The 21,074-nt window shown below is 54.9% G+C and carries 17 protein-coding genes; 15 read left to right on the plus strand and 2 right to left on the minus strand.

Features of this window, described 5'->3' with window-relative positions; all coding sequences use genetic code 11:
* Together BEB54_RS24410 and BEB54_RS24420 are read right to left on the minus strand one after the other, a co-directional pair.
* Positions 1 to 293: contractile injection system protein, VgrG/Pvc8 family (locus BEB54_RS24410; protein WP_049592633.1), on the minus strand; the 293-nt coding region annotated here is incomplete at its 3' end.
* A 209-nt stretch (positions 294 to 502) separates the two neighbouring features.
* The gene (locus tag BEB54_RS24420; protein WP_001142958.1) at positions 503 to 1,021 is read right to left on the minus strand and encodes an Hcp family type VI secretion system effector; all 519 of its coding nucleotides are present in this window, start codon (positions 1,019 to 1,021) and stop codon (positions 503 to 505) included.
* Between the two features lie 695 nt (positions 1,022 to 1,716).
* Here BEB54_RS24420 and tssB point away from each other — a divergent pair.
* The 15 genes from tssB (at position 1,717) to BEB54_RS24495 (ending at position 21,067) form a co-directional block, all read left to right on the plus strand.
* Positions 1,717 to 2,217: a type VI secretion system contractile sheath small subunit gene (gene tssB, locus BEB54_RS24425; RefSeq protein ID WP_000037397.1), complete on the plus strand. Its 501-nt coding sequence runs from the start codon at positions 1,717 to 1,719 to the stop codon at positions 2,215 to 2,217.
* 34 nt (positions 2,218 to 2,251) lie between these two features.
* Positions 2,252 to 2,476 carry a hypothetical protein gene (locus BEB54_RS24430; RefSeq protein WP_105277801.1) on the plus strand — a complete coding sequence of 75 codons (225 nt, stop codon included), beginning with the start codon at positions 2,252 to 2,254 and terminating at the stop codon, positions 2,474 to 2,476.
* A gap of 50 nt (positions 2,477 to 2,526) precedes the next feature.
* Complete coding sequence (gene tssC / locus BEB54_RS24435) at positions 2,527 to 4,002, plus strand: type VI secretion system contractile sheath large subunit (protein ID WP_000056978.1); 1,476 nt, start codon at positions 2,527 to 2,529, stop codon at positions 4,000 to 4,002.
* 6 nt (positions 4,003 to 4,008) lie between these two features.
* Positions 4,009 to 4,422 carry a type VI secretion system baseplate subunit TssE gene (gene tssE / locus BEB54_RS24440; protein WP_088542364.1) on the plus strand — a complete coding sequence of 138 codons (414 nt, stop codon included), beginning with the start codon at positions 4,009 to 4,011 and terminating at the stop codon, positions 4,420 to 4,422.
* Between the two features lie 3 nt (positions 4,423 to 4,425).
* Entirely contained in the window at positions 4,426 to 6,276 is a 1,851-nt protein-coding gene (tssF, locus tag BEB54_RS24445) for a type VI secretion system baseplate subunit TssF (protein ID WP_105277802.1), read from the plus strand.
* Complete coding sequence (gene tssG, locus BEB54_RS24450) at positions 6,240 to 7,322, plus strand: type VI secretion system baseplate subunit TssG (RefSeq protein WP_000348784.1); 1,083 nt, start codon at positions 6,240 to 6,242, stop codon at positions 7,320 to 7,322. Before tssF ends, tssG begins: the two co-directional genes overlap by 37 nt.
* 24 nt (positions 7,323 to 7,346) lie before the next feature.
* A complete protein-coding gene (gene tagH, locus BEB54_RS24455) occupies positions 7,347 to 8,627 on the plus strand; it encodes a type VI secretion system-associated FHA domain protein TagH (protein WP_105277803.1) in 1,281 nt (426 codons plus the stop codon).
* On the plus strand, positions 8,624 to 9,148 hold the full coding sequence (tssJ, locus tag BEB54_RS24460) for a type VI secretion system lipoprotein TssJ (protein WP_105277804.1): 525 nt from the start codon (positions 8,624 to 8,626) through the stop codon (positions 9,146 to 9,148). The genes tagH and tssJ overlap by 4 nt, the downstream gene beginning before the upstream one ends.
* 2 nt (positions 9,149 to 9,150) lie before the next feature.
* Positions 9,151 to 10,482 carry a type VI secretion system baseplate subunit TssK gene (gene tssK / locus BEB54_RS24465; RefSeq protein WP_105282307.1) on the plus strand — a complete coding sequence of 444 codons (1,332 nt, stop codon included), beginning with the start codon at positions 9,151 to 9,153 and terminating at the stop codon, positions 10,480 to 10,482.
* A 4-nt stretch (positions 10,483 to 10,486) separates the two neighbouring features.
* The gene (icmH, locus tag BEB54_RS24470) at positions 10,487 to 11,248 is read left to right on the plus strand and encodes a type IVB secretion system protein IcmH/DotU (protein ID WP_000343298.1); all 762 of its coding nucleotides are present in this window, start codon (positions 10,487 to 10,489) and stop codon (positions 11,246 to 11,248) included.
* A gap of 8 nt (positions 11,249 to 11,256) precedes the next feature.
* On the plus strand, positions 11,257 to 14,001 hold the full coding sequence (tssH, locus tag BEB54_RS24475) for a type VI secretion system ATPase TssH (RefSeq protein ID WP_105277806.1): 2,745 nt from the start codon (positions 11,257 to 11,259) through the stop codon (positions 13,999 to 14,001).
* The gene (gene vasI, locus BEB54_RS24480; protein WP_105277807.1) at positions 13,998 to 14,741 is read left to right on the plus strand and encodes a type VI secretion system-associated protein VasI; all 744 of its coding nucleotides are present in this window, start codon (positions 13,998 to 14,000) and stop codon (positions 14,739 to 14,741) included. The genes tssH and vasI overlap by 4 nt, the downstream gene beginning before the upstream one ends.
* A 4-nt stretch (positions 14,742 to 14,745) precedes the next feature.
* On the plus strand, positions 14,746 to 16,161 hold the full coding sequence (gene tssA / locus BEB54_RS24485) for a type VI secretion system protein TssA (protein ID WP_123059762.1): 1,416 nt from the start codon (positions 14,746 to 14,748) through the stop codon (positions 16,159 to 16,161).
* Between the two features lie 108 nt (positions 16,162 to 16,269).
* A complete protein-coding gene (gene tssM / locus BEB54_RS24490; protein WP_123059763.1) occupies positions 16,270 to 19,704 on the plus strand; it encodes a type VI secretion system membrane subunit TssM in 3,435 nt (1,144 codons plus the stop codon).
* Between the two features lie 10 nt (positions 19,705 to 19,714).
* On the plus strand, positions 19,715 to 21,067 hold the full coding sequence (locus tag BEB54_RS24495; protein ID WP_105277809.1) for a VasL domain-containing protein: 1,353 nt from the start codon (positions 19,715 to 19,717) through the stop codon (positions 21,065 to 21,067).
* The last annotated feature ends 7 nt before the right edge of the window (positions 21,068 to 21,074 follow it).

Here is a 21,074-nt window from a genome sequence, read left to right on the forward strand (position 1 = left end):
GGTGGGCACACCTTCATGCTGTACAGCATCTGGTTTTTGTCGTTCTCCCCCAGTTCAAACCAGGTCACCACACCTTTCACCCGGCGCTGTACGTCATCGCCCTGCCATACCGTCAGGTAGGCCATTTTGTCCAGCACCTGCGCAAATTCAAGGGAGAGAAACTGCTGGCTGACCAGAGAGAGATCGAGGGAAAAGAGCGAAGAGAGTGACTGGGTGAGATGAAAGGAGACCACCGCAAACGCGTCCGGTGGCAGGCCGTCCACTTCCAGCGTGAAACGTAATCCGGTTGACATAGCAACCTCCGGGGTTAAGGAAAAACAGACAGTTCGCTGTTAAAGCGGCTGTGACAGTACAGTGTTACGCTTGCGTTCAGGCACGCTACCGCCGAAGTTTCCGGCATCCGCCATCTCCCGTGAACGTAACCCCTTACTGACAATCTTTCTTTTTACGGCGTAATACAAAAACAGCATCCGGCCTGATAGCCGGATGCTGTTGGCTTAACTTATGCTTCCAGCGGTGCGCGCCAGTCGTCAGCACCGGAGGTGCCGGATTTGACGTGTTCCCACTCAATCTTGCGGTAGGCCAGTGAAACTTCGAGCAACTGGGTGAACTCGCGTTTCGCCGGGTCCTGGCAATGCGGCATATGCAGTTTCATATCGACAATCGTCGAATCAGTCAGGCGGGTGGTGAAATAATGCTCCTGTTTGCCTTCCACAGATGTACGCCACCAGTGCAGTTCAGTGGTTGGCAGCATTTCACCGGAGGCCAGTGCGTTGTACATCAGCGGAACCGCTTTGTTCAGCGCCACGGTAAAAATGAACGGCTTGTGAGCACGCTGACCCGCAGGCTGACCGGACTGAGGATCCGTCGGGACAGTAACGTTATGCAGGAATTCCTGCACCAGCATCTCGTCTTCGTGCCCCTGCACATAGATGTTGCCGACAGAATCAGCGGTAAATGCACCTGCAGTAATATTTCCCTGGGTCTGACCAGTGATGGAGATATAACACGGTGTTGGCATTTGTAAACTCCTTGTTAACGTGGTTAATTACTACTTACAATGACCTGCCGTTAATCCCAGACAGGCAGATGCAGCTCACTTCACGGAACCGCATCATTTTTCAGTATTTTTTACATACAAACCGAGCTAGAATTTACGGTTGTCGTAAAAACTATTTTTAAAATCATTAAATCTCTTATTCAGCAATAACTTAATAATATATATCTGGATAACCATACCCAACTGTTCAAAGTCCGTATTGCCTCCATAAAATGGCCAAAGCTGAATCATGAATAAATATTGTATTTATCCTTTCTGAATTATCATTTTGATAATTTTTGAGATATTCCTTAAAAATACCCACTTAATCAATCACAAAACAAATATATAAACAAGCAATCATTAGATTAGCTTATGTTTAATGAAATTATTATATAATTCAATAAGATACATAAAAACTCTATATTTAAATTATTGCCATAATACACCTGGCGCGAATTGCACAGGTTCACACAATCTATTTAACGCTTGCAGAATACCCCTCTTTACGATCGATAAAAAGTCCTTTTCTTATTTATTTTGAAGCGTAAAATGCGGGGTGATTAAGGAGTGGTGATTTTATTTTCACCGCCATCAAGGCGGCATTTCCGATATTTTTTGCGGTACGAATATGCCGTGTTCATGGCCTGTACGAGATAACATGACGGATCACTTTTATGAGCAAAAAATTTGAAGGCAGCGTAGCGCCTCGCGAGCGTATTAATATATCGTATGTCCCAAAAACAGATGGCCAGACGGCTGAAGTGGAACTTCCGCTTAACATGCTCGTTGTCGGCGATACCGGAAATACGCAGGAAACATCCTCACTGGATGAACGTCAGGCAGTTTCCGTTAACAAGCACAATTTCGGTGCAGTGATGGCTGAAGCAGCCATTGGCCTCAATTTTACCGTCCCCGCCACGCTGAAGGGAAGCACAACGGACGATGAACTGAATGTGGCGCTGAATATCAAGTCACTGGATGATTTTTCACCAGATAGCGTGGCCCGGCAGGTTCCGGAAGTGAATAAATTGCTGGAACTGCGTGAAGCACTGACTGCACTGAAGGGGCCGATGGGTAACCTTCCGGCATTCCGTACCCAGCTCCAGGCATTGCTGGAAAATGAAGAGTCCCGCGAGCAGTTGCTCAAAGAAATCGGCCAGGTGAGCAATAAATAACCACCACTATTTCATTAAACAGGGTTATCCAGGCATGACGGCACACAAAAATATCTCCGGGACATACCACCTCTCTGTTTCAGACATTCTGCAGGTGGTTTACCAGGTATGTTTCAGCCCGTCCGTTGAAATCAACCAGGATGGTGTGGCTGCGCTGATTACAACACTGGATCGCCGTATCAGTGATCTATTGGATGAGATTATCCATTTTTGTGAGTTTCAGCAGAGCGCGTCGCACTGGCAGCGCGTACTTCACTGACGGCGAAAAGCCGGTTTCAGAAACACAGCTAAAACAGAAGGATTTTCAGTATGTCTTTACAGGAAGAGGAACTCGTTTCCAGTCATGCCGGGCAGCCTGAGCAGGCATCGTCGCTGCTTGATCAAATCATGGCACAGACCCGTATTCAGCCCGGTTCGGAAGGTTATGACGTTGCCCGCCAGGGTGTGACAGCCTTTATTGCCAGCATCCTGCAATCCACTGCATCTGCCGAACCGGTCAATAAACTGGCCGTGGACAGCATGATTGCAGATATTGATGAACGCATCAGCCGCCAGATGGATGTCATCATCCATGCGCCTGCCTTTCAGCAGGTCGAGTCGTTCTGGCGCTCACTGAAAACCATGGTGGATCGCGTTGATTTCCGTGAAAACATCAAGGTCAACGTGCTTCATGTCACCAAGCAGGAACTTCTGGAAGACTTTGAGTTTGCGCCAGAAATTATTCAGTCCGGATTTTATAAGCACGTTTATTCGTCCGGTTTCGGACAGTTTGGCGGTGAACCCATCGCTGCCGTGCTGGGCGCTTATGAGTTCAAAAATACCGCGCCTGACATGAAACTGCTGCAATACGTCAGTGCAGTGGGCGCAATGGCGCACGCACCGTTCCTGTCCTCCGTTTCCCCGGAGTTTATGGGGCTGAACTCGTGGACCGAACTGCCTAATATCAAAGATCTTTATGCCATCTTTGAAGGTCCGGCCTACACCAAATGGCGCGCCCTGCGTGACTCGGAAGATTCGCGCTATTTAGGGCTTACGGCACCCCGCTTCCTGCTTCGCCAACCCTATTCACCAACAGATAACCCTGTTAAGAACTTTAACTATTACGAAGATGTCAGCCAGAACCACGAAGATTATCTGTGGGGTAATACGGCCTGGATGCTGGCATGCAATATCGCAGACAGTTTTGCCAAATACCGCTGGTGTCCAAACATTATCGGTCCGCAAAGCGGCGGCGCAGTGAAAGATCTGCCGGTGCATCTGTTCGAAACGATGGGGCAGATTCAGGCCAAAATCCCAACCGAGGTGCTGGTCACCGATCGCCGCGAATTTGAACTGGCTGAAGAGGGTTTTATCACCCTTACCATGCGTAAAGACTCTGATAATGCAGCCTTTTTCTCTGCAAACTCGGTACAAAAACCGAAGCACTTTCCGGGAAAAGATGCAGAAACCAACTATAAGCTGGGTACGCAGCTTCCTTATCTCTTCATCATCAATCGGTTAGCGCACTACATCAAGGTGTTGCAGCGTGAACAACTGGGGTCATGGAAAGAAAGGAGCGACTTAGAAAGAGAGCTTAATACCTGGATCCGTCAGTATGTTGCCGACCAGGAAAACCCGCCTGCAGACGTGCGCAGCCGCAAACCTCTGCGCGCTGCCAAAGTTGAGGTTATGGATGTAGAAGGCGAACCCGGCTGGTACCAGGTTGCGCTAAGCGTGAGACCTCATTTTAAATTTATGGGGGCAAATTTTGAGCTTTCCCTGGTTGGCCGGTTAGACAGGGAGTAACACACCATGATACCGGATCGGGAAAGAACCACAGGTTCTCTTTTTGAGCGTATGGAAGCCTCTTCGGCCAGAAACCGGCAGGGAGGCAGTATTCATTCGCTCAGGCAATCCATTCGCCAGAACCTACGAAACATTCTTAATACCCGGTCCGGTAGTTGCCGGGGTGCGCCTGAGCTGGGCATTGATGAACCGGAAGGGGCTGAAAACTTCCGCGAATCCATGAGTCGGGCCATCGAGCAATGTATAGAACGCTATGAACCCCGGATCTCACACGCTGAAGTGCAGGCAGTGGTTTCATCCGCCTCCAGCCCGCTGGATATGACGTTTCATATTACAGCCTGGGTGACATTTAACAAAACGCATGAGGTGCTTGAATTTGATATGGCACCGAATGGCAGCCAGCATTACCGGGTGGACTGACAAATGGAATTTGAAGAACGCTATTTCCGGGAAGAACTCGATTACCTGCGCCAGCTCAGCAAGCTGCTGGCAACGGAAAAACCCCATCTGGCCCGCTTCCTGGCCGAAAAAGATGCGGATCCGGATATTGAACGCCTGCTGGAAGGCGTGGCTTTTCTTACCGGCAATCTCCGTCAAAAAATTGAGGATGAATTCCCAGAACTGACGCACGGGCTTATCAAGATGCTGTGGCCTAATTACCTGCGTCCGGTTCCGGCAATGACCCTTATTGAATATACGCCGGATATGGATAAGTCTTCTGTGCCGGTGTTAATCCCCCGTAATGAGCAGTTTACAACCAACGCCGGGGAAATCAGAGTTGATGAAGTGCTGCCCTCTGATGCTAAAAAGGAGGAGTCGCCTCCCTGTACCTTCACCCTCTGCCGGGATATCTGGCTGCTGCCCGTTCGCCTGGAGCAGATTGAAAACCGCAGTACGACCCGTAATGGTGTTATCAACATCACCTTTTCGGTCGCACCGGGAACGGACTTCCGCACGCTGGATCTGAACAAACTTCGCTTCTGGCTCGGCAATGACGACAACTATACCCGTGACCAGCTTTATTTATGGTTCTGTGAATACTTGCAGGGTGCCGACCTGACTGTGGGTGAACAGCATATTCGCCTGCCTGAGTTTATGCTGAAAGCTGTCGGTTTTGAGCCGCAGGATGCCATGCTGCCCTGGCCGAAAAACGTCCACAGCGGCTACCGGATCCTTCAGGAGTATTTCTGTTACCCGGATGCGTTTCTCTTTTTTGATCTTTGTGGTTGCCCGGCGTTACCTGACGGATTGCAGGCTGAATCCTTTACCCTGCAACTGCGTTTTTCGCGCCCATTGCCCGTGGACATCCGGTTGCGCCGCGACTCCCTGCGCCTGTATTGCGCGCCTGCCATTAATTTATTTATCCACCATGCAGAAGCCATCACGCTGGACAACCGGCGGGCAGACTATCCGCTGGTTCCCAGCCGCCATTATCCGGAACATTACGATGTCTTTTCCGTTAACGGCGTGATAAGCCAGGTGCAGGATATGTTCAGGAAAAAAGATCTGGGGCGTCCTGTTTCGACGCAGGCCGCGCGCCAGTGGCCTGCCTTTGAAAGTTTCAGCCATCAGATGGAATACAGCCGGAAGCGGGAAGTGGTGTACTGGCATCACCGGACCAAAACATCCCTGTTCCATCGCGGCTTTGATCATACCCTTGCTTTTATACATGCTGATGGCAGTTATCCGTCAGACGAATCGCTGCTCAGTAATGAAGTGGTTTCGGTATCGCTGACCTGTACCAACCGTGAGCTTCCGTCACAAATTCGTTCCGGCGATATCACCGGCACAACCGGTAAAAATGCGGCTGTTGCTTCATTTCGCAACATTACCCGCCCGACGCAACCACTCTGGCCGGTCATTGATGGCAGCCTGCACTGGTCCCTACTCTCCGCCATGAACCTGAATTATCTGTCATTACTAGATACGGACGCGCTGAAGCAGGTCATCGCCAACTTTGATCGCCACGCAATCCATCATCCGCAGACGGCGCGGCTGTCACAACAAAAGCTGGATGCCATTGAGCGTCTGGAGACCCGCCCCGTTGATCGCCTGTTTACGGGTATTCCCGTCCGGGGGCTGGCCTCCACGCTGTATCTGCACCCGGAGCCGTTTGTCTGTGAAGGGGAAATGTATCTGCTCGGTACGGTGCTTTCGCATTTTCTGTCGCTGTACGCCAGCGTTAACTCATTCCACATGCTGACCGTTGTGAACACAGAAAGCCAGGAGACATGGAAATGGACGGAAAGAACCGGGCAGCATCCTCTTATCTGAGTCCGGGACATCCCCCGGCAGATAAAGAGCAGAATGATCCGCTGGCACAGGTTTTCCATAACGCCTGCTCTTACAATTTTTTTGCGATGGCGGAGCTGTTGCACCGCCTGGCACAGGGTGAAAAGGGGACACCGGAATTATCCCTGCGCGATGATCCGGCACAGGAAACCCTGCGTTTCAGCGCCGATGCCAGCCTTGCCTTCCCGTGCAGTGATATCAGTGGGCTGAAACGGGATAAGTCAGGGGCATTCAGGATGACCACCACCTTTATGGGGTTACAGGGGAGCCAGTCGCCTCTTCCCGGTTATTACCTGGATCACCTGGCCTGGAAAGCGGTACATGAACAAAGTCCGGTAGGCGATTTTCTGGATATGTTCAGCCACCGCCTGACCCAGTTTGTCTGGCATATCTGGCGTAAGTACCGCTATCACATCAGTTTTCGTAACGGCGGTGTGGATGCGTTCTCGCAGCGCATGTACTCCCTTGTCGGGCTGGGCCACCGCCAGCTTCGCGATAAGCTGGCGATTAATCACAGCAAAATGCTGGCGTATTCCGGGATCCTGGCAAATCCGGGACGATCCCCGGAAATCATCTGCGGCCTGGTGTCCCACTGTTTTGACTTGTCAGACGTGACGCTGCAAAACTGGCAACGTCGCAAGGTGGATATTGAACCGGATCAGCAAAACAGCCTGGGGAGCTATTCCCTTAAAAATGGCGAAAAACTGGCCGGAAGATCGGTACTGGGCAACTTTGTTCTGGGTACACGGGTGCCCGATCTCAGCGGAAAATTCCAGCTCAGTATTACCAGCCTGACCCGAAAACAGTTCCTCTCTTTTCTGCCGTCCGGCGAAAACTTCCTGCCACTGACGATGTTTGTGTCCTTCATCCTGCGCGATCAGCTTGCCTGGGACTTACATCTGGGGCTGGCACCGGAGCAGGTGGGCGCAATGCGCCTGGGCGATAACAAAAGTGCGCTGCTGGGCTGGACCAGCTTCCTCGGCACACCGGAAGAACGACCCTCAGTCACCATCAGGGTACGGTCGTAAATTATGATAATCACGGAGCAGAATATGCCGGAAGAGAAACTACAGAAGCTTTCATTGCAGGTCATTAACGGCAGTGAGCTGGAAAGCGGGCGGGCGGCGCGCTGTCTGTTCACGCAGCAGGGAAATGTCGGCCATGGCCCCGAATGCCACTGGTCGGTACAGGATCGTCAGCAGAGCATTCCGGCTCAGGCCTTTACCGTTATACTGCACGATGGCACATTTTGTCTGCGCCCGCAGACGGCACAACTGTGGCTGAACCAGGCAAAAGTCACAGCAACATCAGACCTGATACAGCTGCGCCAGGGCGATGAGATCCAGATAGGGCGTCTGATGGTGAGGGTTCATCTGAACCGGGGTGATATCCCCCATTACGATGAGGAAATGGCCACTCCCGAAACCATCGTCACCAATCGCGATATGCTCACGGATACCCTGCTGTCAACGGAGGGTGCGCCACACTATCCGGGAATGACTCACCGGCATCAGCTTGCTGACACCGTGGTAAACGGTTTTTCTGCCGATCCACTCCAGGCACTTCAGTCCGAAAGCCTGATTACCGCGGGCGATCCGCTTTCAGGCATTGCGGCTGTCCGGCCATCGGCACCGCTGTCCGATCCGGCAAGTAATGGGGGGATCAATACGCCGTTTATGGATCTGCCGCCCATTTATGCCAGCCCCGGCGAGCGTAATGATGACGTCTCTGTGGCAGAAATGGCGCAACGCCACCTTGCGGTCACCCCCTTACTGCGCGGCCTTGGCGGCTCGCTTACCGTGAGCAATTCCGACGATGCGGATGATTTTCTGGAGGAGGCCGGACGCACGTTACAGGCCGCAATAAAAGGTCTGCTTGATTTGCAGCAGCAGCGTAACAGCCTCTCAGACAAACATTTGCGCCCGCTGGAAGATAACCCGCTGCGCCTGAACATGGATTACGCCACCGCGCTCGACGTGATGTTTGCCGAAGGTAAAAGTCCGGTACATCTGGCGGCTCCCGCCGCTGTCAGTGAAAGCCTGCGCAATGTCCGCCACCACGAAGAAGCTAACCGGGCGGCGATTGTGGAGTCGCTTCGTGTCCTGCTGGACGCCTTCTCACCACAAAATCTGCTGCGCCGCTTTGTGCAGTACCGCCGCAGCCATGAACTGCGCCAGCCGCTGGATGATGCCGGAGCATGGCAAATGTACAGCCATTATTACGAAGAGCTGGCCTCTGATCGCCAGCAGGGGTTTGAGATGCTGTTTAACGAGGTCTACGCCCAGGTCTATGACCGGGTGCTTCGTGAAAAACAGCGGGAGCCGGAAGCATGAACAGGAAGGCGTTTCTGGCCTGCGTGCTGATGTGCGTCATATTAACCGGCTGCGAAACGGCGAAAAAAATCAGCGAGGTGATCAAAAACCCGGATATCCAGGTCGGGAGCCTGAAGGAGCAACCTTCGGAAATAACCGTCACCCTGCTGACTGAACCGGACACTAATACCAATGCGGAGGGTGAATCAGCCGCCGTGGATGTGCAACTGGTGTACCTGACGGACGACTCAAAATTGCAGGCAGCCGACTATGACCAGATAGCCAGTACGCCGCTACCGGATGTGCTGGGTAAAAACTATATCGACCACCAGGATTTCAACCTGTTGCCGGACACCATCAAAACCCTGCCGCTGGTAAAGCTGGATGAGAAAACGCAGTTTATTGGTGTCGTGGCCTATTTCTCCGATGACCAGGCCACGGAATGGAAACAAATCGAGACGGTGGAAGGAACCGGCCACCATTACCGCCTGCTGGTGCATGTACGTCAAAGCAGCATCGAAATGAAAAAAGAGGATGAATAAGTATGGCAACCACCCGCAACAAGGTGATGTGGCAGGAAGGGATGCTGATGCGCCCACACCATTTCCAGCAACAGCAGCGTTACAACGACTACCTGGATAACCAGCGTTTCCGGGCCATGAATGATTTATCCTGGGGATTTACCGAACTCACCCTCAACAATGAACTGCTGGCGCAGGGTAAGATCATGATTGACAGCGCGTCAGGCACACTGCCCGACGGCACCGTCTTTTCTATCCCCGACCAGGACGCACTGCCCGATCCGCTGCACCCGCAAAATTTTCCGGACGAAAGAAGCCGCAATATCTACCTCGCTCTGCCGGTCGCCAGTGATGTGAGAAATGAAATCAGCGACGGGCGGCGAATCGGGCGTTACCGGCTGAATTATGCCGATGTCCGGGATTTGCATTCAGAAGAAGGCGACGCGCGAACACTGACGCTGGGACAACTGACGCCGCGCATTATGAGCGGTGCAGAAGATATGAGCGCCTATATCACGCTCCCGCTTTGCCGTATCAGCGATCGCCATGCCGACGGCTCCCTGACGCTGGATGACGATTTTATCCCCTCCTGCCAGAATATTCAGGTCAGTAAGAAACTGCGTGTTTATCTCAAAGAGGTACAGGGGGCCATTGGCGGACGGGCAAGCGATCTGGCAAACCGTATTGGCTCTCCGGCGCAGAGCGGCATCGCGGATGTGGCGGAATTTATGATGTTGCAGTTGCTTAACCGTAACCAGACCCGGTTTACCCATCGCGCCCGCCGATCCCAGCTCCACCCGGAAGATTTCTACCTTGATCTTGCCGGGTTGCTGGGTGAACTGATGACCTTTACCGAGCCGTCGCGCCTGCCCTGCCCGCTTGATGTGTATGATCATCATGACCTGACCAAAACATTTAAAACACTGTTACCGGAAGTCAAACGGGCGCTGCATACCGTACTGTCGCCAAGAGCCGTCAATCTGCCGCTGCATCTGCGTGACGGTATCTGGCAGGCCGATATCCATGACTCGGAACTGCTGCAATCTGCCACCTTTGTGCTGGCCGTGGCGGCAAATATGCCGGTCGATCAGATCCAGCGCCAGTTTATCCAGCAGTCGAAAATTTCCTCGCCGGAAAAAATCCGCAATATGGTCAGTGTGCAGATCCCCGGCATTCCATTGCGTGCCCTGATGGTGGCTCCCCGTCAGCTTCCCTACCATTCCGGGTTCAGCTATTTCGAACTCGACAAGAGCGGACAGTCCTGGACAGAAATGGCTGCCGCCGGGGGCGTTGCGCTGCATGTATCCGGCAGTTTCCCGGATCTGAACATGCAACTGTGGGCGATAAGAGGGTAAGACGATGGATGAGGGGTCACTGTCTCTGCCACCATTTACCGGATACGACGAAAAAAGCCAGCGCGACTATCATCTCGCGCTTCGTGGCAACAGCCTGAATCCGATGATCGACGCAGCCACGCCACTCCTCGGTATGGTGATGCGCCTTTCAACCATGAACAGCCAGACGATGCCGGAGCATCTTTTTGCACAGGTGGTGACGGATGTTCAGGCCGTGGAGCAACTGCTTCAGGAGCAGGGCTACGAACCGGGCGTGATTATCTCGTTTCGCTACATCCTCTGCACATTTATTGATGAAGCGGCGCTCGGTAACGGCTGGTCGAACAAGAACGAGTGGATCAAACAGTCATTGCTGGTCCATTTCCACAACGAAGCCTGGGGTGGCGAGAAAGTTTTCATCCTGCTGGAGCGCCTGATCCGTGAACCCAAACGTTACCAGGATCTGCTGGAATTTCTCTGGCTCTGTTTTTCTCTGGGATTTCGCGGGCGCTACAAAGTGGCAGCACAGGATCAGGGGGAATTTGAGCAGATCTACCGCCGCCTGTACCACGTTCTGCATAAACTGCGCGGCGATGCCCCTTTCCCGCTGTTACACCAGGACAAAAAAACCCAGGGCGGGCGTTATCAGCTCATCAGTCGCCTGACCATTAAACATATTTTTTGTGGTGGCGTTGTCGTGCTGGCGTTGTTTTACCTGTTCTATCTGTTGCGGCTGGACAGCCAGACGCAGGACATCCTGCACCAGCTAAACAAATTACTTCGATAAGGACGTTTATGATCCAGATTGATCTTCCCACGCTGGTAAAACGGCTTAACCTGTTCTCCCGCCAGGCGCTGGAGATGGCCGCCTCTGAATGTATGAGCCAGCAGGCAGCGGAAATTACCGTCAGCCATGTGCTTATTCAGATGCTCGCCATGCCACGCAGTGACCTGCGGGTTATTACCCGCCAGGGCGATATTGGCATGGAAGAGTTGCGCCAGGCGCTGACGGTGGAGAACTACACAACCGCCCGTTCTGCGGACAGCTACCCGGCGTTTTCCCCGATGCTGGTTGAGTGGCTGAAAGAGGGCTGGCTGCTGGCGTCGGCTGAGATGCAGCACAGCGAACTGCGCGGCGGCGTGTTGCTGCTGGCCCTGCTGCATTCGCCGCTGCGTTATATACCGTCTGCTGCCGCCCGGCTGTTGACCGGCATTAACCGTGACCGTCTGCAACAGGACTTTGTGCAGTGGACACAGGAGTCGACGGAATCAGTCGTGCCGGATGCAGACGGTAAAGGCGCAGGCACACTGACGGATGCTGCTGACACCCAGCTTGCCCGCTACGCCAAAAACATGACCGAAGATGCCCGTAACGGCAGGCTTGACCCGGTACTGTGCCGCGACCACGAAATCGACCTGATGATCGACATTCTCTGCCGCCGCCGTAAAAATAACCCGGTGGTGGTGGGCGAAGCAGGCGTGGGTAAAAGCGCGCTGATTGAAGGGCTGGCGCTGCGCATCGTGGCAGGCCAGGTGCCGGACAAACTGAAAAACACCGATATCATGACCCTTGACCTGGGCGCATTGCAGGCCGGGGCATCGGTGAAGGGCGAGTTTGAAAAACGCTTCAAGGGGCTGATGGCGGAGGTCATTTCCTCCCCGGTGCCAGTCATTCTGTTTATCGACGAAGCGCATACCCTGATTGGGGCGGGCAACCAGCAGGGCGGGCTGGATATCTCCAACCTGCTCAAACCGGCGCTGGCGCGCGGCGAGCTGAAAACCATCGCCGCCACCACCTGGAGCGAGTACAAAAAATACTTCGAGAAAGACGCTGCCCTGTCGCGCCGCTTCCAGTTGGTGAAGGTCAGCGAACCCAACGCCGCCGAAGCCACCATTATTCTGCGTGGTCTGTCGGCGGTCTATGAACAGTCTCACGGCGTACTGATTGATGATGACGCCTTGCAGGCCGCTGCGACATTAAGTGAGCGTTATCTCTCCGGGCGTCAGTTGCCGGACAAAGCGATTGATGTGCTGGATACGGCCTGCGCCCGCGTGGCAATCAACCTGTCATCGCCACCAAAGCAAATCTCAGCGCTGACCACCCTGAGCCACCAGCAGGAGGCGGAAATTCGCCAGCTTGAGCGCGAGCTTCGCATCGGGCTGCGTACCGACACCTCGCGGATGACGGAGGTGCTGGTGCAGTATGATGAAACGCTGACGGCGCTGGACGAACTGGAAGCCGCCTGGCATCAGCAACAGACGCTGGTACAGGAAATTATCGCGCTGCGCCAGCAGTTGCTGGGCGTGGCAGAGGACACAGATGCCGTAGTGGATACGTCGTCAGAGTCAGAATCAGAACAGGATAATACCGGTGCCGCACCGGCTGATGAAGCTGGCAGCGCACAGCCGGAAGAAACCGCTGAAACAGTTTCCCCGCTACAACGGCTGGCACAGCTTACTGCCGAACTGGACGCCCTGCATAACGACCGGTTGCTGGTCTCCCCGCACGTCGATAAAAAACAGATTGCGGCGGTGATTGCCGAATGGACCGGCGTGCCGCTTAACCGCCTGTCGCAGAATGAAATGTCGGTCATCACCGACCTGCCAGTATGGCTGGGCGACACCATCAAAGGCCAGGACCTGGCGATTGCCAGCCTGCATAAACATCTGCTGACCGCACGCGCCGACCTGCGCCGTCCGGGACGCCCGCTTGGCGCGTTCCTGCTGGCTGGCCCCAGCGGCGTGGGTAAAACCGAAACCGTCCTGCAACTGGCAGAGCTTCTCTACGGTGGTCGCCAGTACCTGACCACCATCAATATGTCCGAGTTCCAGGAGAAGCACACCGTCTCGCGGCTGATTGGTTCCCCTCCGGGCTATGTCGGCTATGGTGAAGGCGGCGTGCTGACCGAAGCCATCCGCCAGAAACCCTACTCAGTGGTGCTCCTCGATGAAGTGGAAAAAGCGCACCCGGATGTGCTCAACCTGTTCTACCAGGCGTTTGACAAGGGCGAGATGGCAGACGGCGAAGGCCGCCTGATTGACTGTAAAAACATCGTCTTCTTCCTCACCTCCAACCTTGGCTACCAGGTGATTGTCGAACACGCCGATGACCCGGAGACCATGCAGGAAGCCCTCTATCCGGTGCTGGCGGACTTCTTTAAACCTGCCCTGTTGGCGCGTATGGAAGTGGTGCCGTACCTGCCTCTGTCGAAAGAGACGCTCGCCACCATTATTGCCGGGAAACTCACCCGTCTGGATAACGTGCTGCGCAGTCGCTTTGGTGCGGAAGTGATTATTGAGCCGGAAGTGACGGACGAAATTATGAGCCGCGTCACCCGAGCGGAAAACGGCGCAAGGATGCTCGAATCAGTCATCGACGGCAACATGCTGCCGCCGCTCTCGCTGCTGCTGTTGCAGAAGATGGCAGCCAACACGGCGATTGCCCGGATTCGTCTGTCGGCGGCAGACGGTGCATTCACAGCAGACGTGGAAGATGCTCAGGACGACGAGTCCGTCACAGAGGATGAAACGGTTTTATGAGCAGGTTGCGCGTTTTCCGGCAGACAGGATGGTTTATCGCGGGCCTGATGGCGGGCTTACCCGCCAGTGCCGCGCCCGCAGAAACATCGTCAGTGGCCGGTGTGGCGGTAGCTGTCGCCACAGCGACACCGCCGGATGCGACAGCCACGTTACAGGCCATGCGGTCCTGTCGCCAGGAGACGGCGGCGCTGGAGCGGCTTGACTGCTATGACCGCCTGCTGGCACCCCTTTCCCCGTCAGGGTTTGACGGGGCGCTGGTCAAAGCCGGTTTTGTGGGCGAGGCCTGGACCCGCGCCACGGAGCAGGAAAAACGCCGCCAGGGCAACACCACAGAGCTGCTGGTGACGCAGGTGCCGGGGGAACGCCCGACGGTGGTGATAACCACCCCGGCTATCGGCCATGTTCCACCGCGCCCGGTGCTGATGTTCAGTTGCGTGGACAATATCACCCGGATGCAGGTGGCGCTGATGCACCCTCTGGATGTCCATGATATCGCCGTCACCCTGAATGCCGACAGCCGGGCAGTGCGCAGCCACTGGTTTGTGCGCGAGAACGGCACCCTGCTGGAGTCCAGCCGGGGGCTGTCCGGGATTGATGAAATTAAGCAACTGTTCGGCGCAAAAACGCTGACGGTGGATACCGGCGCAGATAACGCCGCCGGAAAGCTGACCTTTAACATTGACGGGCTGGCAAGGGCGATTGCTCCCCTGCGCGATGCCTGCCACTGGGCGGGAGAATAAAAATATGGCAATGGACTTACGCGATCCGAATGTCTGGATATCGCACCTGCTGGAAAACCTGCCGGAAGAGAAACGGGCATCGGCGCTGAAAGATGACAACCCGGACTGGGAGTATATCGACGGCGAAATCGTCAAACTGGGTTCACTGGCCCACAGCCAACTGGATATCCCGGAACTCCAGCGCCGGGGGCTGGTCATTCTGGCTTCGGAGAGTAAGGATTTTCGTCTGCTGGCACACCTGCTCAGAACCCTGCAACATGCCGGTGATCCACTGCTGGCACTGCGCCTGCTGGCGCTATACGTGGAACATTACTGGACTGTGGCCGCGCCGCAGAATATGGCGCATAAAAAACGCTTTGCCAGCCAGATCATTAAACGTTTTGAAACAGGTATTGAAGGCTTTTCACAGAACGCCGCCACAGCGCAGCGCGATGCACTATTAGGTGAACTGGCGAAACTGGCGCAGTGCTGGCAGTCACATAACGCCCCGGAACTGGCACAGGCTACTGATGATCTTTTTGCCCTGTACCAGCGTGCGTTTAATCGTGCGGCACCGGCTCCTGTCCCCGCTCTGGCGGCCTCCGGTAGTTCACCACAGACCACCGCCACGTCTGAAAGCAGCATGACGCAAACCAGTGCTCCGGCTCCACAGATCGCCATCGACAGTCACGACGACAAAGCCTGGCGCGACACGCTGTTAAAAGTGGCGGCCATTTTATGTGAACGCCAGCCGGACTCGCCGCAGGGCTATCGCCTGCGTCGCCATGCCCTGTGGCAATCCATCACCAGTACGCCCCAGGCGGAAAGCGATGGACGTACCCCACTGGCTGCGGTCTCTGCCGATATGGTGGCTGATTACCATGCTCAGCTCGGTAGTGCCGATATGGCGCTGTGGCAGCAGGTGGAAAAAAGCGTATTGCTGGCACCCTACTGGCTGGACGGTCACTGCATTTCCGCACAGACGGCGCACCGTCTTGGCTATACCGCTGTGGCCGATGCCATCCGCGATGAAGTTGTTTCCTTTCTTGGCCGTCTGCCCGCGCTCGCTGATCTTCTGTTTAACGACCACACACCGTTTGTTTCTGAAAAAACGAAGCAATGGCTTGCAACTCAGCCAGGTAACCAGGCCGCGCCAGTCATACAGGTGAGTAATGAAGATATTCAGGCTGCGCGGTTGTGTTTTGATGAACAGGGGCTGGAAGCCGCCTTACGGTATCTGGATACGTTGCCCGCCGGTGAACCCCGCGACCAGTTTCACCGGCAGTATTTTGGCGCGCAGCTTATGGAAGAGGCGGGGCTGGTACAGCTTGCGCAGCAGCAGTACCGGATGTTGTTCAGGATGGGATTGCAGATGATGGTGGCAGACTGGGAGCCGTCCCTGCTTGAGCAGCTAGAACAAAAATTCACGGCAGAACAATAAAAGAGAACAGGAGTTTTTGTGTTCAGATTACCAACACCCCGACTATTCAGCGGACTCAAATCAGCCCTGCGCCCGGCGATGCCCCGGTTTAAAGTTTCTGCATTCTGGCTGCTGATACTGGCGTGGATTTTCCTGCTGGTATGGATCTGGTGGAAAGGCCCGACATGGACGCTGTATGAAGAGCTATGGCTCAAACCACTGGCGAACCGCTGGCTGGCAACGGCGGCGTGGGGGATTATTGCCCTGGTGTGGCTTACCGTCCGGGTAATGAAGCGCCTGCAACAGCTTGAAAAAATGCAAAAGCAACAGCGCGAGGAAGCCGTTGATCCGCTCAGTGTGGAACTGAACGCCCAGCAGCGTTACCTCGACCGCTGGCTGCTGCGCCTGCAACGCCATCTCGACAACCGCCGTTTCCTGTGGCAGTTGCCGTGGTATATGGTCATCGGTCCTGTGGGCAGTGGCAAAACGACACTGCTGCGCGAGGGGTTTCCGTCAGACATTATTTATGCCCCGGAGGGCGCGCGCGGCGCAGAACAACGCCTGTACCTCACGCCCCATGTCGGTAAACAGGCGGTGATCTTTGATATCGACGGCACACTCTGCGCTCCCGCTGATGCGGATATCCTGCATCGCCGTCTGTGGGAACATGCCCTCGGCTGGCTGAAGGAAAAGCGCGCGCGCCAGCCGCTGAACGGGATTATTCTGACACTCGATTTACCCGATCTGCTGACCGCAGACAAACGCCGCCGCGAGCATCTGTTACAGACGCTGCGCAGCCGCTTACAGGATATACGCCAGCATCTTCATTGCCAGTTACCGGTTTACGTGGTACTGACCCGGCTTGATTTATTGCAGGGTTTTGCCGCCCTGTTTCAGTCACTGAACAGACAGGATCGCGATGCGATTCTGGGTGTTACGTTCACCCGCCGTGCTCATGAAAATGATGACTGGCGAACAGAGTTGAATGCTTTCTGGCAGACATGGGCGGATCGAATGAATCTGGCGTTGCCGGATCTGATGGTCACCCAGACTCACACCCGCGCGTCTTTATTTAGTTTTTCCCGCCAGATGCAGGGAAGCCGTGAACCGCTGATATCACTGCTGGAGGGTCTGCTTGACGGCGAAAATATGAACGTGATGCTGCGTGGTGTCTATCTCACCTCTTCGCTTCAGCGTGGACAGATGGATGATATATTCACCCAGTCTGCTGCCCGCCAGTACCGACTGGGCAATAACCCACTGGCGTCCTGGCCTCTGGTGGACACCGCGCCTTATTTCACCCGCAGCCTGTTCCCGCAGGCATTACTCGCAGAGCCTAATCTGGCAACAGAGAGCCGCGCCTGGCTGATGCGTTCCCGTCGCCGCCTGACGGTTTTCTCTGCCACAGGCGGCGTGGCGGCACTGCTGCTCATCACCGGCTGGAATCACTATTACAACGGTAACTATCAGTCCGGCATCACCGTGCTTAAGCAGGCCAAAGCCTTTATGGACGTGCCGCCTCCGCAGGGGGAAGATGACTTTGGTAACCTACAACTGCCGCTGCTGAACCCGGTACGCGATGCCACACTGGCCTATGGCGACTGGGGTGACCGCAGCCGCCTGGCCGATATGGGACTGTACCAGGGGCGACGTATCGGGCCTTATGTGGAACAGACCTATCTGCAACTGCTGGAGCAGCGTTACCTGCCCTCGCTGTTTAACGGGCTGGTCAAAGCGATGAACGCCGCACCGCCGGAGAGTGAGGAAAAACTCGCGGTGCTGCGCGTGATGCGAATGCTGGAGGACAAAAGCGGACGCAACATTGAGGTGGTGAAGCAGTATATGGCAAAACGCTGGAGCGAAAAGTTCCACGGACAGCGCGATATCCAGACACAACTGATGTCCCATCTTGACTACGCGCTGGCTCATACTGACTGGCATGCAGAGCGTCAGGCGGGCGACGGTGATGCCATCAGCCGCTGGACGCCATATGACAAGCCTGTTGCGACAGCACAGAAAGAACTGAGCAAACTGCCTGTCTACCAGCGGGTTTACCAGAGCCTGAAAACGCGGGCGCTGGACGTTCTTCCTGCCGACCTCAATCTGCGTGACCAGGTAGGGCCAACTTTTGACCAGGTATTTACATCTGCCGATGATAACAAACTGGTTGTTCCACAGTTTCTTACCCGTTACGGCCTGCAAAGCTATTTTGTAAAACAGCGCGATGAACTGGTTGAACTGACGGCGATGGATTCCTGGGTACTCAACCTCACCCGCAGCGTGAAATACAGTGACGCCGACCGCGCGGAAATCCAGCGCCAGTTGACCGAGCAGTATATCAGCGACTACACCGCCACCTGGCGGGCCGGGATGGACAATCTCAATATCCGCAATTTTGAGTCCATTGGACAACTGACTGGCACTCTGGAGCAGGTTATCAGCGGCGACCAGCCTTTGCAGCGGGCGCTGACCGTGCTGCGTGACAACACCCAGCCAGGCGTCTTTTCTGAAAAACTCTCTGCAAAAGAGCGGGATGAGGCCCTGGCAGAGCCGGATTACCAGTTACTCACCCGCCTCGGGCATGAATTCGCCCCGGAAAACAGTACCCTGACAGTACAGAAAGACAAAGAAAGCACGATGCAGGCCGTATACCAGCAGCTCACCGAGTTACACCGCTACCTGCTGGCAATCCAGAACGCGCCTGTACCAGGGAAATCGGCGCTGAAAGCCGTGCAGTTAAGGCTTGATCAGAACAGCAGCGATCCAATATTCGCCACCCGCCAGATGGCAAAAACACTGCCTGCTCCGCTCAACCGCTGGGTAGGCAGGCTGGCTGACCAGGCCTGGCATGTGGTGATGGTGGAAGCCGTTCACTATATGGAAGTGGACTGGCGCGACAGCGTGGTGAAACCGTTTAACGAGCAACTGGCAAATAACTATCCGTTTAATCCACGTTCTGCACAGGATGCCTCACTGGATGCCTTCGAACGATTCTTTAAACCGGATGGCGTACTGGATACCTTCTACCAGCAGAACCTGAAACTGTTTATCGACAATGATCTGAGCCTGGAAGACGGCGATAACAGCGTCATTATCCGCGAAGATATTATTGCGCAACTGGAAACCGCGCAGAAAATCCGTGACATCTTCTTCAGCAAACAGAACGGCCTGGGAACATCCTTTGCCGTGGAAACGGTATCGCTTTCCGGCAACAAACGCCGCAGCGTACTGAACCTTGACGGTCAGTTAGTTGATTACAGCCAGGGCCGTAACTATACCGCCCATCTGGTCTGGCCTAACAATATGCGCGAAGGCAACGAAAGCAAACTGACGCTGGTTGGTGCCAGCGGCGGCGCACCGCGCAGTATCAGCTTCAGCGGGCCGTGGGCGCAGTTCCGCCTGTTCGGGGCCGGACAACTGACCGGGGTACAGGATGGCAACTTTACCGTGCGCTTTAGCGTAGACGGTGGCGCGATGACCTACCGTGTGCATACCGACACCGAGGATAACCCGTTCAGCGGTGGGTTGTTCAGCCAGTTTGGTCTGTCAGACACACTGTACTGAGGAGGCAGGGATGAATAGTAACGTACTGACACAAACTATCGTTACCGGCAGTGACCCGCGCGGGCTGCCGGAATTCAGCGCCATCCGCGAGGAAATAAACAAAGCCAGCCACCCGTCACAGCCTGAGCTGAACTGGAAACTGGTGGAGTCGCTGGCGCTGGCGATTTTTAAAGCTAACGGTGTGGATTTACACACCGCCACCTACTATACGCTTGCACGGACACGGACACAGGGACTGGCGGGCTTTTGCGAAGGTGCGGAACTGCTGGCGGCAATGGTAAGCCACGACTGGGATAAGTTCTGGCCGCAGGGCGGCCCGGCGCGTACTGAAATGCTGGACTGGTTTAACTCCCGAACCGGCAATATTCTGCGTCAGCAAATCTCCTTTGTGGAATCCGACCTACCACTGATCTACCGCACGGAGCGGGCATTGCAGCTTATCTGCGACAAACTCCAGCAGGTAGAGCTGAAGCGCGTTCCGCGCGTGGAGAATCTGCTCTATTTTATGCAGAACACGCGTAAACGGCTTGAACCCCAGCCGAAGAGTAACGCCGAGAACACCTCACAGACTACGGTCAGAACGCTGATTTATGCCCCGGAAACAATGGCTTCCTCCACGCCAGAAGCGGTAGTGCCTCCCCTGCCCGACCTGCCTGAGATGAAAGTGGAAGTGCGCAGTCTGTCAGAAAATCCCCCACAGGCCAGTGTGATGAAGCAAGGCAGTACGGTAAGAGGGTTTATCGCAGGGATCGTCTGTTCAGTGGCTGTCGCCTCAGCATTGTGGTGGTGGCAGGTCTATCCGGTGCAGCAGCAACTGTTACAGGTTAACGACACAGCTCAGGGCGCAGCAACGGTGTGGATGGCCTCACCTGAACTCGAAAACTATGAGCGCAGGCTGCAACAGCTTCTTGGCGTCTCCCCGGTACAACCGCTGGAAACCGGAATGCAGATGATGCGTGTTGCCGACAGTCGCTGGCCGGAAAGCCTGCAACAGCAGCAGGCCTCGACACAATGGAATGAAGCACTCAAAACCCGCGCACAGAGTAGCCCACAGTTGCGTGGCTGGTTGCAGACCCGCCAGGACTTACATGCTTTTGCAGATCTCGTGATGCAGCGCGAGAAAGAGGGATTAACCCTTTCCTATATCAAAAATGTCATCTGGCAGGCGGAGCGGGGGCTGGGGCAGGAAACGCCTGTGGAATCTCTGCTGACGCAGTACCAGGATGCCCGTGCGCAGAAGCAGAATACAGATGCGCTGGAAAAACAAATTAATGAGCGACTCGAAGGCGTGTTAAGCCGCTGGCTGCTGCTGAAGAATAACGTCATGCCAGAGGCGGCAACCGGGACCACGGCCGAAAAATAATTATTTA

Source organism: Escherichia sp. MOD1-EC6021 (genome assembly GCF_002965245.1).
Taxonomy (GTDB): domain Bacteria; phylum Pseudomonadota; class Gammaproteobacteria; order Enterobacterales; family Enterobacteriaceae; genus Escherichia; species Escherichia coli_F.

What these genes read in the sequence shown, in the direction of transcription:
- BEB54_RS24420 (WP_001142958.1), bottom strand. Translation starts at nt 1,021, where the DNA reads ATGCCAACACCGTGTTATATCTCCATCACTGGTCAGACCCAGGGAAAT.
- tssB (WP_000037397.1), top strand. Translation starts at nt 1,717, where the DNA reads ATGAGCAAAAAATTTGAAGGCAGCGTAGCGCCTCGCGAGCGTATTAAT.
- BEB54_RS24430 (WP_105277801.1), top strand. Translation starts at nt 2,252, where the DNA reads ATGACGGCACACAAAAATATCTCCGGGACATACCACCTCTCTGTTTCA.
- tssC (WP_000056978.1), top strand. Translation starts at nt 2,527, where the DNA reads ATGTCTTTACAGGAAGAGGAACTCGTTTCCAGTCATGCCGGGCAGCCT.
- tssE (WP_088542364.1), top strand. Translation starts at nt 4,009, where the DNA reads ATGATACCGGATCGGGAAAGAACCACAGGTTCTCTTTTTGAGCGTATG.
- tssF (WP_105277802.1), top strand. Translation starts at nt 4,426, where the DNA reads ATGGAATTTGAAGAACGCTATTTCCGGGAAGAACTCGATTACCTGCGC.
- tssG (WP_000348784.1), top strand. Translation starts at nt 6,240, where the DNA reads ATGGACGGAAAGAACCGGGCAGCATCCTCTTATCTGAGTCCGGGACAT.
- tagH (WP_105277803.1), top strand. Translation starts at nt 7,347, where the DNA reads ATGCCGGAAGAGAAACTACAGAAGCTTTCATTGCAGGTCATTAACGGC.
- tssJ (WP_105277804.1), top strand. Translation starts at nt 8,624, where the DNA reads ATGAACAGGAAGGCGTTTCTGGCCTGCGTGCTGATGTGCGTCATATTA.
- tssK (WP_105282307.1), top strand. Translation starts at nt 9,151, where the DNA reads ATGGCAACCACCCGCAACAAGGTGATGTGGCAGGAAGGGATGCTGATG.
- icmH (WP_000343298.1), top strand. Translation starts at nt 10,487, where the DNA reads ATGGATGAGGGGTCACTGTCTCTGCCACCATTTACCGGATACGACGAA.
- tssH (WP_105277806.1), top strand. Translation starts at nt 11,257, where the DNA reads ATGATCCAGATTGATCTTCCCACGCTGGTAAAACGGCTTAACCTGTTC.
- vasI (WP_105277807.1), top strand. Translation starts at nt 13,998, where the DNA reads ATGAGCAGGTTGCGCGTTTTCCGGCAGACAGGATGGTTTATCGCGGGC.
- tssA (WP_123059762.1), top strand. Translation starts at nt 14,746, where the DNA reads ATGGCAATGGACTTACGCGATCCGAATGTCTGGATATCGCACCTGCTG.
- BEB54_RS24495 (WP_105277809.1), top strand. Translation starts at nt 19,715, where the DNA reads ATGAATAGTAACGTACTGACACAAACTATCGTTACCGGCAGTGACCCG.